Annotated in this window: 14 protein-coding genes; 10 read left to right on the forward strand and 4 right to left on the reverse strand. The window is 70.6% G+C overall.

Annotated elements, in window-relative coordinates:
- Nucleotides 1-16: 16 nt before the first annotated feature.
- A complete protein-coding gene (locus tag OG953_RS31655; RefSeq protein ID WP_405688634.1) occupies nucleotides 17-763 on the forward strand; it encodes an ABC transporter permease in 747 nt (248 codons plus the stop codon).
- 164 nt (nucleotides 764-927) lie between these two features.
- Here OG953_RS31655 and ybaK read toward each other — a convergent pair whose 3' ends face one another.
- The 4 genes from ybaK to OG953_RS31675 form a co-directional block, all read right to left on the reverse strand.
- Nucleotides 928-1,431 carry a Cys-tRNA(Pro) deacylase gene (gene ybaK / locus OG953_RS31660; RefSeq protein WP_405688635.1) on the reverse strand — a complete coding sequence of 168 codons (504 nt, stop codon included), beginning with the start codon at nucleotides 1,429-1,431 and terminating at the stop codon, nucleotides 928-930.
- A gap of 28 nt (nucleotides 1,432-1,459) precedes the next feature.
- Nucleotides 1,460-2,203 carry an LON peptidase substrate-binding domain-containing protein gene (locus OG953_RS31665; RefSeq protein ID WP_405688636.1) on the reverse strand — a complete coding sequence of 248 codons (744 nt, stop codon included), beginning with the start codon at nucleotides 2,201-2,203 and terminating at the stop codon, nucleotides 1,460-1,462.
- 5 nt (nucleotides 2,204-2,208) lie between these two features.
- Nucleotides 2,209-3,246 carry a hypothetical protein gene (locus OG953_RS31670; RefSeq protein ID WP_405688637.1) on the reverse strand — a complete coding sequence of 346 codons (1,038 nt, stop codon included), beginning with the start codon at nucleotides 3,244-3,246 and terminating at the stop codon, nucleotides 2,209-2,211.
- A 269-nt stretch (nucleotides 3,247-3,515) separates the two neighbouring features.
- A complete protein-coding gene (locus OG953_RS31675) occupies nucleotides 3,516-5,117 on the reverse strand; it encodes an oxidoreductase (protein ID WP_405688638.1) in 1,602 nt (533 codons plus the stop codon).
- Between the two features lie 138 nt (nucleotides 5,118-5,255).
- On the opposite strand from OG953_RS31675, the gene hisD reads away from it, so the two are divergent.
- The 9 genes from hisD (at nucleotide 5,256) to OG953_RS31720 (ending at nucleotide 11,767) form a co-directional block, all read left to right on the forward strand.
- Entirely contained in the window at nucleotides 5,256-6,578 is a 1,323-nt protein-coding gene (gene hisD, locus OG953_RS31680) for a histidinol dehydrogenase (protein WP_405688639.1), read from the forward strand.
- The gene (locus OG953_RS31685) at nucleotides 6,575-7,702 is read left to right on the forward strand and encodes a histidinol-phosphate transaminase (RefSeq protein WP_405688641.1); all 1,128 of its coding nucleotides are present in this window, start codon (nucleotides 6,575-6,577) and stop codon (nucleotides 7,700-7,702) included. Before hisD ends, OG953_RS31685 begins: the two co-directional genes overlap by 4 nt.
- Nucleotides 7,699-8,301, forward strand: a complete 603-nt coding sequence (gene hisB / locus OG953_RS31690) for an imidazoleglycerol-phosphate dehydratase HisB (protein ID WP_405688642.1) — start codon at nucleotides 7,699-7,701, stop codon at nucleotides 8,299-8,301. The genes OG953_RS31685 and hisB overlap by 4 nt, the downstream gene beginning before the upstream one ends.
- Complete coding sequence (locus OG953_RS31695) at nucleotides 8,298-8,465, forward strand: hypothetical protein (protein ID WP_392183683.1); 168 nt, start codon at nucleotides 8,298-8,300, stop codon at nucleotides 8,463-8,465. The genes hisB and OG953_RS31695 overlap by 4 nt, the downstream gene beginning before the upstream one ends.
- A 10-nt stretch (nucleotides 8,466-8,475) precedes the next feature.
- A complete protein-coding gene (hisH, locus tag OG953_RS31700) occupies nucleotides 8,476-9,132 on the forward strand; it encodes an imidazole glycerol phosphate synthase subunit HisH (protein ID WP_405688644.1) in 657 nt (218 codons plus the stop codon).
- The gene (priA, locus tag OG953_RS31705; RefSeq protein ID WP_093894916.1) at nucleotides 9,132-9,857 is read left to right on the forward strand and encodes a bifunctional 1-(5-phosphoribosyl)-5-((5-phosphoribosylamino)methylideneamino)imidazole-4-carboxamide isomerase/phosphoribosylanthranilate isomerase PriA; all 726 of its coding nucleotides are present in this window, start codon (nucleotides 9,132-9,134) and stop codon (nucleotides 9,855-9,857) included. The genes hisH and priA overlap by 1 nt, the downstream gene beginning before the upstream one ends.
- Nucleotides 9,854-10,252: a RidA family protein gene (locus OG953_RS31710; protein ID WP_405688645.1), complete on the forward strand. Its 399-nt coding sequence runs from the start codon at nucleotides 9,854-9,856 to the stop codon at nucleotides 10,250-10,252. The genes priA and OG953_RS31710 overlap by 4 nt, the downstream gene beginning before the upstream one ends.
- On the forward strand, nucleotides 10,249-11,004 hold the full coding sequence (gene hisF, locus OG953_RS31715; RefSeq protein ID WP_327366853.1) for an imidazole glycerol phosphate synthase subunit HisF: 756 nt from the start codon (nucleotides 10,249-10,251) through the stop codon (nucleotides 11,002-11,004). The genes OG953_RS31710 and hisF overlap by 4 nt, the downstream gene beginning before the upstream one ends.
- Nucleotides 11,005-11,179: 175 nt before the next feature.
- Nucleotides 11,180-11,767, forward strand: a complete 588-nt coding sequence (locus OG953_RS31720; RefSeq protein ID WP_405688646.1) for an ArsR/SmtB family transcription factor — start codon at nucleotides 11,180-11,182, stop codon at nucleotides 11,765-11,767.
- Nucleotide 11,768: the final 1 nt, after the last annotated feature.

The following is an 11,768-nucleotide window of genomic DNA, read 5'->3' on the forward strand; positions in this document are numbered from 1 at the left end:
CTGGCACGATGGCAAGGTGACCGCACCTCTGACGCCGCCTCACCAGCCCTCGTCCAACGGCCCCTGGCAGACCCCGCCGAAATGGGGTGGTCAGGGTGGGCCCGGTCGTCCCGGCGGCCCGGGTGCCGCCCACTCCGGCACCCTGCTGGAGTCGCAGGAGGAGCGGAATCTCCGGTCGGATCTGCTGCGTGCCGCTGTTGTCACCGTTCTCGTGACCGTCACCGGCATCGGGCTCGGACTTCTCTGGCTGTGGCTGGCGCCGCGGGTTCCGCTGATCTCCGACAGCACGGCCGTCTTCCTCAGTGACAGTGAGGGCGAGGAGGCGATCGGCGCCGACGGTACGTTCGTGCTGCTGGCGCTGGCCTTCGGTGCGCTCTCCGCGGCGCTGGTCTTCCTGTTCCAGCGGCGTGGCGGAATCGCCCTGGTGGTGGGGCTCGCGCTGGGCGGGCTGCTCGGTTCGCTGCTGGCCTGGCGGCTGGGGGTGTGGCTCGGGCCGGACCAGGACGTGGTCGCGCACGCGCGAGCGGTCGGCAAGGGCGTGGTCTTCGATGCGCCGCTTCAGCTGCGGGCGAAGGCGGCGTTGCTGGCGTGGCCGCTGGGGGCGATGGCGGTTCATCTCGGGTTGACGGCGTGGTTCGGGCCGCGGGATCCGGAGCCGGAGTGGGGGGTGTTTCCGGGGTGGGCCGCGGGTGGGCCTGTACCGGGGGCGGGGCCGTCGCCCGCAGGTGGGGGCGTGCCGCCTGTGCCGCCGGCTGAGTCTTAGACAGGGTGCCGGTGCGGGGGGTTTGTCCCCTGCCTGCCTCTTCCCGGACCGGGGCTCCGCCCCGGACGCCGGTCCTCGAACGCCGGACGGGCTGAAAGCGTCCTCCAGCGCCGGGCAGGCTGAACGGCACCCGCAAGCGCCGGGCCGAGAAGTGCCCAGGGCGGCTACTCCCGGCCGATCTCCGCGAACACCGCCCCCGTCAGGGACGCCAGATCCGTGGGGGAGAGTTCGACCTCCAGGCCGCGGCGGCCCGCCGAGACGCAGATTGTTTCGTGGGACTGTGCCGACGCGTCCAGCACCGTAGGCAGCCGCTTCCGCTGGCCCAGGGGGGAGATGCCGCCCCGTACGTAGCCGGTGGTGCGTTCTGCGGCTGTCGGGTCGGCCATCGCGGCTCGTTTGCCGCCCACCGCGGAGGCCAGGGCCTTGAGGTCCAGGGAGCCGGCCACCGGGACGACCGCCACGGTGAGTGTGCCGTCGACGTCCGCGACCAGGGTCTTGAAGACCCGGTCGGGGGAGACGCCCAGTGCCTCGGCCGCCTCCTCGCCGTAGGAGGCCGACGCCGGGTCGTGGTCGTAGGAGTGGACGGTGAACGCCGTGCCGGCCGCGGTCAATGCGACCGTTGCCGGGGTGCCGCCGGACTGCTGCTGCTTCTTCGGCTTCTTCGCCACGGGGGAGGGTCCTCGGGTCGGTCGTCAGTCAGTTGGGGTGGGTCGGGGCACGCGTCAGGTCCACCGCGGGCAGCGACGGCAGATGCCGGATGACGGCGGTCTCGGAGCGCAGCAGAGTCAGTTCCTCGCGCAGCCGGGTCGCGGTGTCGGGTGCCTGGAGCAGCCGCTGCTTGCACGGGATGTCGAATACGGCCGCCGCCGCGACCAGGTAGGAGACGACGGAGGGGTCGTCGGGCAGGTCCGCACCCGTCGTCAGAGAGCGTTCGCTCGCCCCGGCCAGTCGCTTCTGGTAGCTGCGGAAGGCCCGCAGGACGCCCTCGGCGAGTGCGCCGGCCTCCTCGCCGGGATCCTCGTCCAGCTCTTCGAGTTCGGCCGTCAGATAGGGGCCGCTCGCGTCGACGGAGAGCAGCTTGACCCGGGTGGTGCCGGTCGCGAGGACCTCGAAGCTGCCGTCCGGCCGTTCCCGGATCTTCGCCGCGTCGGCGATGCAGCCGACCCGGTGGAAGGTCTGGATCGGGTCGGGCCCGAAGCCGTCCGCGGGACCACGCTCGGCGGGGGTGCTCACCGCCTCCGGCATTCCGGCGGCCGTCGGGGCGACCTCGCGGCCGTCGCGGATCGCGACCACGGCGAAGCGGCGGGGTTCGTCGGCGTCGGTCTTCAGCAGCTCACGCATCATGGCGCGATAACGCTCTTCGAAGACGTTCAGCGGCAGCACGAGGCCGGGAAACAGCACCGCGTTCAGCGGGAACAGAGGCAGGCGAGCGGTGGTCACAACGGTCAAGCGTAATGGCCGCGGGGCCGACCCAGGTCGGCCCGGCCCGGCAAGGGCGTCGCGCAGGCCACCCGGAGCCGCGCCTCGTCCCTCGCGTCGAGGAACCGGCCGAGCGGATCGTCGGAGACCGACGACCACGGGAACGACGCCGCATGGAGTCCGATCTGCCGGAACTGTTCCAGTGCCTCGCCCCAGCGGCCCCGCGCGACCAGCACGAACGCCAGCAGGTTGCGGACCTCGGCGGGCCAGGGATCGCCGGGCGCGAACGAGGCGGACAGCATGATCGCCAGATCCGCTGCCGCGTCGATCCGTTCCTCCTGCACCGAGGTGGTCCATACGTCCGGCCCCTCGATCAGCAGGGCGAAGGCGGCCCGCAGCGGCAGCGCCTGCACCAGTGAGCTGGGCAGCGAGTCCTCGGCGGCCCGCTCGGCGAAGTCGAAGCACTCGCGGTGCGAGCCGTACCAGGCGGCGGAGAGGTACCGCAGCGCCGCGACATGGCAGCCGTAGTGGTGCGAGGAGCGCTGGATCGCCTGCTCCCACAGCGCCTCGAACATGGTGTGCGTGGCATGGGTGCCGCGCGCATGGTCGAGCGCGAGCCGCCACGGCACCGGGTCACGGGGGTCGCTCTCGGCCGCCGCGGTGATCAGCGGTCCCACCTCGCGCAGCTGCTCTGCCCGGACAGGCGACTCCCAGGCCCGGCGGACCGCCAGCTCGGCCTTGACGAGCAGCGCGTCCGGGTCGTGCGGTGCGGCGGCGAGCCAGTCGGTCAGCCATCCGTCGCGGTTGCGGGCGAACGTGACGAGCCGGCTGAGGTAGCGGTCCCGGTTCTCCCACTCGGCGCCGTCCCGGGTGGTGGCGAGGAGTTTCGCGGCCGGTTCGTACTCCCCGAGGGCGGCGGCGACAAGTGCCGGGGAGAGCCGTTCGTCGGGGGCGTCGAGCAGCACCGCGTCGTCCGCGGGCAGTCCGGCGGACCCCTGGGGGGAGTGCCGGATCACGCGCGCGGTACGGAGCAGAGCGCGAAGGAATGACATGGTGCGGACCATTGAAAAGCGCTGGTCGGGACGGCGCCAGGGGGGGTGCTGTGAAGCTTTGGTGCCGAGTGGATGGGTTGTAGCGAGCTGGGTCAATAAAAAGTGAAGGAAAGCGGGGAATCTGGCTTGTTTCCACTGATCCGGCCATCGGTCTGCGACACTTCGGCCGTGGCTCGGCAGATCGTTCGACCACGGCCTCCGGCCACCGCGACGGCCACTGCGCAGAAGGGCTTCGGCCGGTCGGACGGTCGGTCGTCCGGCCGGCCGTGGCCGGATTCCGGTCAGCCCCGGCGCAGCAGCCGTGAGGCGCCCGCCGCGACCGTCGTGGCCAGTATCCAACCCAGCAGGACGAGCACGGCCGCCGCCCACTGCCAGCCGTCCTCCATCCGCCAATAACCGTCCTGGCCGAGATTGATGACCGGCACCAGCAGATCGAGTGCGTACAGCGCCGGATTCCATTGCGGATGCTCATCCTGTTTGATCGCCGCCGGGACGTGCTGGGAGAAGGCCAGCGCACCCGCCGCCCACAGCACCGCCATCCACACCGCGGCCCGCCCCGGCCGGTAGCCGTACGCCACCGTCCAGTCCTGGATGAAGCCCCAGAGCTTCGCGGCGGGCGGCAGCGTCTCGCGGCGCCGCCGCTGCTTGGCCAGCAGCACCTCGCGGGCGTCCGCGTCCTCCCCGCAGTTGCGCAGCACCGTGGCGAGGCGTTCGTACGGCTCCGGTACGTACTCCGGGGTCGCCGCCGCCACCCACTCCAGGCGCCGGGAGAGCGGGAAGTGCCCGTACGGGACGAGGTTCTCGTACACGAAACCGCCCATCGCCAGACCGCCGGGTCCCGGCCAGCTGGTCGACACATCGATCAGCGTGACGACCTTCGCGCCGTTCAGCACGACCCGGCCCTCCTCCGGCCGTTCCGCGTTGAAACGCAGCTCCGGGGTGACGATCCGGCGCAGCGACAGCTCCTCGTGCCTGGCCAGTACGAACCGTGCCTTGTGCACATCGACCGCGTCGCCGAACCGTCCGTCGTCCAGGCGCACCCCGCCGCGGCACTCGAAGATCTGCGAACGCGTACCGCGCGCCGGGGTCGGCGCCACGACGATGCCGTACGGGGGAGTGGTGCCCTGGTTCCCGGTGTCGATGCTCACCCACGCCTCGCTCATGTACAGCGTCCGCTCCACGGTCAGCTGAGGGGCGTTCAGTGCGCGCCGCCCCTCCCTGCCCCGCAGCCGGCTGCCGCGCAGACTCAGCGAACCGCCGACCTTCGCCCCGCGCAGGCTCAGCTCGCCGCGCGCCTCGACCATCTCCGCCTGCAGGTCCTGGGCGACCGCCAGCCCGTCACCGGCCAGGGCTCGCCCACCCCGGTCGGGGCCGATCTCGATCTGGTTGATCAGCAGATCGGTGCCGATCTGTGCGTCGGTGAGCCGGATCCCGCGCTTGACGCGGCAGCGCGGCAGATGCAGATCGCCCTCGGTACGCAGCCGGGCCGCCTCCAGCCGCGGCATCGCGCAGCCGACCATCCGCAACGTCGTGAAATGGCATTCGGGCAGCACCACCTCGCTCTCGAAGCGGCAGCCGGTCAGCTCGACGTACGGCGCGACGCGCCCGCCCGCGAGATCCAGCGTCCCGGTGATCCGCACACCCCGGAGCTTCAGCGCGGCGACCCGGCCGGGCCGCGGCGGTGGCCCGGACAGCAGCAGCCGGGCGACGACGCGCCCGTCCACACTGCGCTCCGGTCCCCAGGTGCGCGGCGCGAACGGATCGTCCCGCGCCGGGTCGCGGGCGCGCAGATCGTAGGTGCTGCCGTTCCGGAAGGCCTGCCACATGCCCAGCTCGGCCGCGCTGAGACCGTCCGGAAAATCGCCGTCGTGCGGTTCGGTCACGGGTGCCCCTTCCGTTCGGAGCTGTTCTTCCCTCTGTGTGACGAAGTGAACGCTATTGGTCAGCAGTGACGGCCGGGACATGTATCAGCCAGTGATACGGGCGACCGGACGCCGGAGGCGGTCTGAGAGAATTGCGGTGTGATCTCTCGAATCGATCTGCGCGGCAACGCCCTCCCCGAGGGTGGAGCCCTGCGCGACCTGCTGCCCCGTGCCGAGTTCGACGTGGAAGCCGCCCTGGAGACGGTGCGGCCCATCTGCGAGGACGTACGCCATCGTGGCTCGGCGGCAGTGATCGAGTGGGGGGAGAAATTCGACGGCGTACGGATCGACTCGATCCGTGTCCCGGCTGTCGCGATCGCCGAGGCGCTGGAGCGGCTCGACCCGGCCGTACGGGCCGCCCTCGAGGAGTCGATCCGCCGCGCTCGCCTCGTCCACCGCGAGCAGCGCCGCACCACGCACACCACCCAGGTCGTCCCCGGCGGCACCGTCACCGAGAAGTGGGTGCCGGTCGAGCGCGTCGGGCTGTACGTACCGGGCGGGCGCTCCGTCTACCCGTCCTCCGTCGTCATGAACGTCGTACCGGCCCAGGAGGCGGGCGTCGAGGGCATCGCCGTGGCATCCCCGCCGCAGAAGGACTTCGACGGTCTGCCGCACCCGACGATCCTCGCCGCCTGCGCCCTGCTCGGCGTCGACGAGGTGTACGCGGCCGGCGGCGCCCAGGCCGTCGCGATGTTCGCGTACGGAACGGCCGATTGTCTTCCGGTGAACCTCGTCACCGGCCCCGGCAACATCTATGTCGCCGCCGCCAAGCGCCTCCTCAAGGGCCGGATCGGCATCGACGCCGAGGCGGGCCCCACCGAGATCGCGATCCTCGCCGACTCCACCGCCGACCCGGTGCACGTCGCCGCCGACCTGATCAGCCAGGCCGAACACGACCCGATGGCCGCCGCCGTCCTCGTCACCGACTCCGAGGAACTGGCCGCAGCCACCGCGGCCGAGCTGAAGCCGCAGGTCGCCGCGACGAAGCACATCACCGACCGGATCGAGCCCGCACTGGCCGGCCGCCAGTCCGCGATCGTCCTGGTCAACGACTTGGAGGACGGCCTCAAGGTCGTCGACGCGTACGCCGCCGAGCACCTGGAGATCCAGACCGCCGACGCCGCCGCGCTCGCCGACCGGGTCCGCAACGCCGGGGCGATCTTCGTCGGCCCGTGGGCCCCGGTCTCGCTCGGCGACTACTGTGCGGGCTCCAACCACGTCCTGCCGACCGGCGGCTGCGCCTGCCACTCCTCGGGCCTGTCCGTGCAGTCCTTCCTGCGCGGCATCCACATCGTCGACTACACGCGCGATGCGCTCGCCGAGGTCACCCACCATGTCGTGACCCTCGCCGAGGCGGAGGACCTCCCCGCCCACGGCGCCGCGCTCAAGGCCAGGTTCGGCGGAGAGGTTCCGCAGCAGTGACGCACAGTAAGTCCACCCGCAACGCCTGGGACGAGCTCCCGATCCGCGACGAACTGCGTGGCAAGTCCCCGTACGGGGCGCCGCAGCTCGACGTACCCGTGCGGCTGAACACCAACGAGAACCCGTACCCGCTGCCCGAGGCGCTCGTCGACCGGATCGCCGAGCGGGTCCGCGAGGCCGCCCGCGACCTCAACCGCTACCCCGACCGGGACGCCGTCGAGCTCCGTACGGAGCTGGCCCGCTACCTCAGCCGCACCGCCGGACACGAGGTCGGCCTCGCCAACGTCTGGGCGGCCAACGGCTCCAACGAAGTGCTCCAGCAATTGCTGCAGACCTTCGGCGGCCCGGGGCGCACCGCGATCGGCTTCGAGCCCTCGTACTCCATGCACGCCCTCATCGCCCGCGGTACCGGCACCGGCTGGATCTCCGGACCGCGCAACGAGGACTTCACCATCGACGTCGAGGCCGCCCGGAAGGTCATCGCCGAGCACCGGCCCGACGTCGTCTTCATCACCTCGCCCAACAACCCCACCGGCACCGCCGTCGACGCCGAGACCGTACTCGCGCTGTACGAGGCGGCCCAGGCGGCCAAGCCGTCGATGGTCGTCGTCGACGAGGCGTACGGCGAGTTCAGCCACCACGCCTCGCTGCTCCCGCTGATCGAGGGCCGGCCGAACATGGTGCTCTCGCGCACCATGTCGAAGGCGTTCGGCGCCGCCGGACTGCGCCTCGGCTACCTCGCCGCCGACCCGGCCGTCGTCGACGCGGTCCAGCTGGTGCGACTGCCGTACCACCTGTCCTCCGTCACCCAGGCCACCGCACTCGCCGCCCTGGAGCACACGGATACGCTGCTCGGATATGTCGCGCAGCTGAAGAGCGAACGCGACCGGATCGTGACGGAGCTGCGCGCTCTCGGCTACGACGTCACCGACTCGGACGCCAACTTCGTCCAGTTCGGCCGCTTCGCCGACAGCCACACCGCCTGGCAGCAGATCCTCGACCGGGGCGTCCTGGTCCGGGACAACGGCGTACCGGGATGGCTGCGGGTCTCCGCGGGCACCCCGGCAGAGAACGACGCGTTCCTCGATGCGGTACGCGAACTCAAGAAGGAGCACGACGCATGACTCGCGCGGCCCGCGTAGGAAGAGTCGAACGCACCACCAAGGAAACCTCGGTACTCGTCGAGATCAACCTCGACGGCACCGGCAGGGTCGAGGTGTCGACCGGGGTCGGTTTCTACGATCACATGCTCGACCAGCTCGGCCGGCACGGACTCTTCGACCTCACGGTCAAGACCGAAGGCGACCTGCACATCGACTCGCACCACACCATCGAGGACACCGCCCTCGCCCTGGGCGCCGCGTTCAAGCAGGCCCTCGGCGACAAGGTCGGCATCTACCGTTTCGGCAACTGCACCGTCCCGCTGGACGAGTCGCTGGCCCAGGTCACCGTCGACCTGTCCGGCCGCCCGTACCTCGTGCACACCGAGCCCGAGAACATGGCGCCCATGATCGGCGAGTACGACACGACGATGACCCGGCACATACTGGAGTCCTTCGTCGCCCAGGCGCAGATCGCCCTGCACGTCCACGTGCCGTACGGGCGCAATGCCCACCACATCGTGGAGTGCCAGTTCAAGGCGCTCGCCCGTGCCCTGCGCTACGCCAGTGAGCACGATCCGCGTGCTGCTGGAATTCTTCCCTCCACGAAGGGCGCGCTGTGACCGGCCTGAACACCATCCTGATCGTTGTCGGACTGTTCCTGGCCGGCGGGGTCTACTCCTTCTCGAAGCAGAAGATGCCCAGGGGCGTCATCGTCCTGCTCGGGCTCGCGTCCGTGATGTGCCTGGTAGCAGGCGTCATGCGGATCCAGGGACTCTGGGACTGAGGTACGACTTGTGAGCGACAAGAAGAAGAGCGACAAGAAGAAGGTCGTCGTCTTCGACTACGGCTTCGGCAACGTCCGGTCCGCCGAGCGGGCCCTCGCCCACGTCGGCGCGGATGTCGAGATCACCCGCGACTACGAGAAGGCGATGAACGCCGACGGGCTGCTGGTGCCCGGCGTCGGTGCGTTCTCCGCCTGCATGGAGGGGCTGAAGAAGGCCCGCGGTGAATGGATCATCGGTCGCAGGCTCTCCGGCGGCCGCCCCGTCATGGGCATCTGCGTCGGTATGCAGATCCTCTTCGAGCGCGGCATCGAGCACGGTGTGGAGACGGAGGGGCTGGACGAATGGCCCGGCACCGTCGCCCCGCTGAAGGCCCCGATCGTCCCGCACATGGGCTGGAACACCGTGCGGTCCCCCGAGGACTCCCAGCTCTTCGCAGGTCTCGACCCCGAGGCCCGGTTCTACTTCGTGCACTCCTACGCCGTGCACGACTGGAGCCTGGAGGTCACCAACGCCAAGATCCGCGCGCCCCGGGTCACCTGGGCCACCCACGGCGAGCCGTTCGTCGCGGCCGTGGAGAACGGCGCCCTGTGGGCCACCCAGTTCCACCCCGAGAAGTCCGGCGATGCCGGCGCCCAGCTGCTGACCAACTGGATCGAGACGCTGTAATGCCGAAGCTTGAACTCCTCCCCGCCGTCGACGTCCGCGACGGCCAGGCCGTCCGCCTCGTCCACGGCGAGTCCGGCTCCGAGACCTCCTACGGTGACCCCCTGCAGGCCGCCCTCGCCTGGCAGCAGGCAGGCGCCGAATGGCTGCATCTGGTCGACCTGGACGCCGCGTTCGGCACCGGTGACAACCGGGCGCAGATCGCCGAGGTCGCCCGCTCCATGGACATCAAGGTCGAGCTCTCCGGCGGCATCCGCGACGACGCCTCGCTCGCCGCGGCTCTCGCCACCGGCTGCACCCGGGTCAACCTCGGCACCGCCGCCCTGGAGACCCCTCAGTGGGTCGCCAAGGTCATCGCCGAACACGGTGACAAGATCGCCGTCGGCCTCGACGTCCGCGGCACGACACTGCGCGGCCGCGGCTGGACCCGCGACGGCGGCGACCTCTACGAGACGCTTGCCCGCCTCGACTCCGAGGGCTGCGCCCGCTACGTCGTCACCGACATCGCCAAGGACGGTACGCTCCAGGGCCCCAACCTGGAGCTCCTGAAGAACGTCTGCGCCGCCACGGACAAGCCCGTCGTCGCCTCCGGCGGTGTCTCCTCGCTGGACGACCTGCGGGCCATCTCCTCGCTCGTCCCGGACGGCGTCGAGGGCGCGATCGTCGGCAAGGCGCTGTACGCGAAGGCGTTCACCCTCGAAGAAGCACTGCAGGTGGTCTCCGGATGACCGACTCTGTCAACCGCATCTCCTCCGGCGCCCCCTGGGAGGACAAGTTCGGCTACTCCCGCGCGGTCGAGCTGCCGGGCGGGCTCGTCCTGGTGGCCGGCTGCACGTCGGTGGAGAACGGGCAGATCTCCGCGGGCGGCCCGTACGAGCAGACCGTCACCTCCTTCAAGGTCGCCTTCGACGCCCTGAAGCAGCTCGGTCTGGGCCGCGAGGACGTCGTCCGCACCCGGATGTACATCACGCACGCCCGGGACGTGGACGAGGTCGGCCGCGCCCACAAGGAACTCTTCGACGACGTCCGCCCCGCCGCGTCGATGATCATCGTGTCCGGTTTCGTGGACCCGAGCCTGGTCGTCGAGGTCGAGGTCGAGGCATACCGGGCAGGTGCGCGATGACCCTCGCGGTACGCGTCATTCCGTGCCTGGACGTCGACAACGGCCGGGTCGTCAAGGGCGTCAACTTCCAGAACCTGCGCGATGCGGGCGACCCGGTCGAGATGGCGAAGCTGTACGACGCCGAGGGCGCCGACGAGCTGACCTTCCTGGACATCACCGCGTCCAGCGGCGACCGGGAGACCACCTACGACGTGGTGCGCCGCACCGCCGAGCAGGTCTTCATCCCGCTCACGGTCGGCGGCGGCGTCCGCACCGCCGACGATGTCGACAAGCTGCTGCGGGCCGGTGCGGACAAGGTCGGCGTCAACACCGCGGCCATCGCCCGCCCGGACCTCATCCGGGAGATCGCCGAGCGCTTCGGCCGCCAGGTCCTGGTGCTCTCCGTGGACGCCCGGCGCACGCCCGCGGGCACCTTCGAGGTCACCACGCACGGCGGCCGCAAGGGCACCGGCATCGACGCCGTCGAATGGGCGCACCGGGCCGCCGAGCTGGGCGCGGGCGAGATCCTGCTCAACTCGATGGACGCGGACGGCACCAAGGACGGCTACGACACCGAGATGATCGCGGCGGTACGGGAGCACGTGACCGTCCCTGTCATCGCCTCCGGCGGCGCGGGCCGACTCGCGGACTTCGCGCCGGCCATCGCGGCGGGCGCCGACGCGGTGCTCGCCGCGTCCGTCTTCCACTTCGGTGATCTGCGGATCTCCGAGGTCAAGGGCGCGCTCAGGGAGGCCGGACACCCGGTCCGCTGACCGCAGCAGTCATCGATCGCCGGGTGGAGCCGTTTTTCGGCTCCACCCGGCGATCGGCGTTCTGAGGGCAGTCGCGTCGCATCTCCCGGTCGCGGCCACACACCACCCAAACCCCGCAACATTTATTGCGCAATAGTGATTGCGCAAGTTTTCCTTCCTGTTTACGGTGGAAGGCATGGCAAGCAATGAATCGCGCCGGATCTCGGATCTGGAGACCCTGAAGGCGTTCGGGCACCCGCTGCGGATGAAGCTCTACCGGGCGCTCCACATCGCCCGTAAGGCCACTGCCTCCCAGCTCGCCGAGCAGGTCGACGAGCAGGTCGCGCTGGTCAGTTACCACCTGCGCAAGCTCGCCGACCACGGTCTGATCGAGGAGGCCGAGCAGCAGGGCAAGGACGGCCGCGAGCGCTGGTGGCAGCCCGCCTCGAAGGGGTTGAGCTTTCGCGAAGAGGACTTCAGCGACGCGCCCGAGAAGGTCGCCACGCATGCCGCTGTCGGCCGGCTCTCCTTCGACCAGCACATCGAGCTGTACCGCCGTTACCTCGACTCGGCCCAGAGCTGGTCGCTGGAGTGGCGCAGCGCCGCCTCCGGCTCCGAGTACCTGGCCCGGCTCACCGCCGAGGAGCTCGCCGCGCTCAGCCGCGAGGTGCACGAGGTGATCGACCGGTACGAGGAGCTCGGCCGTGCCCGCGACGAGGCGGGCGACACGGAAGGGCGCGAGAACGTCGCCATGCACCTGTACGGATTCCCGTTCCGCATCTGAG

Origin of the sequence: Streptomyces sp. NBC_00057, assembly GCF_045041165.1 — a bacterium.
Classification (GTDB): domain Bacteria; phylum Actinomycetota; class Actinomycetes; order Streptomycetales; family Streptomycetaceae; genus Streptomyces.

Excerpts from the sequence above, each read along its gene's own strand:
- OG953_RS31670 (WP_405688637.1), bottom strand. The coding sequence starts at position 3,246 with ATGGTCCGCACCATGTCATTCCTTCGCGCTCTGCTCCGTACCGCGCGC.
- hisB (WP_405688642.1), top strand. The coding sequence starts at position 7,699 with ATGACTCGCGCGGCCCGCGTAGGAAGAGTCGAACGCACCACCAAGGAA.
- priA (WP_093894916.1), top strand. The coding sequence starts at position 9,132 with ATGCCGAAGCTTGAACTCCTCCCCGCCGTCGACGTCCGCGACGGCCAG.
- OG953_RS31710 (WP_405688645.1), top strand. The coding sequence starts at position 9,854 with ATGACCGACTCTGTCAACCGCATCTCCTCCGGCGCCCCCTGGGAGGAC.
- hisF (WP_327366853.1), top strand. The coding sequence starts at position 10,249 with ATGACCCTCGCGGTACGCGTCATTCCGTGCCTGGACGTCGACAACGGC.
- OG953_RS31720 (WP_405688646.1), top strand. The coding sequence starts at position 11,180 with ATGGCAAGCAATGAATCGCGCCGGATCTCGGATCTGGAGACCCTGAAG.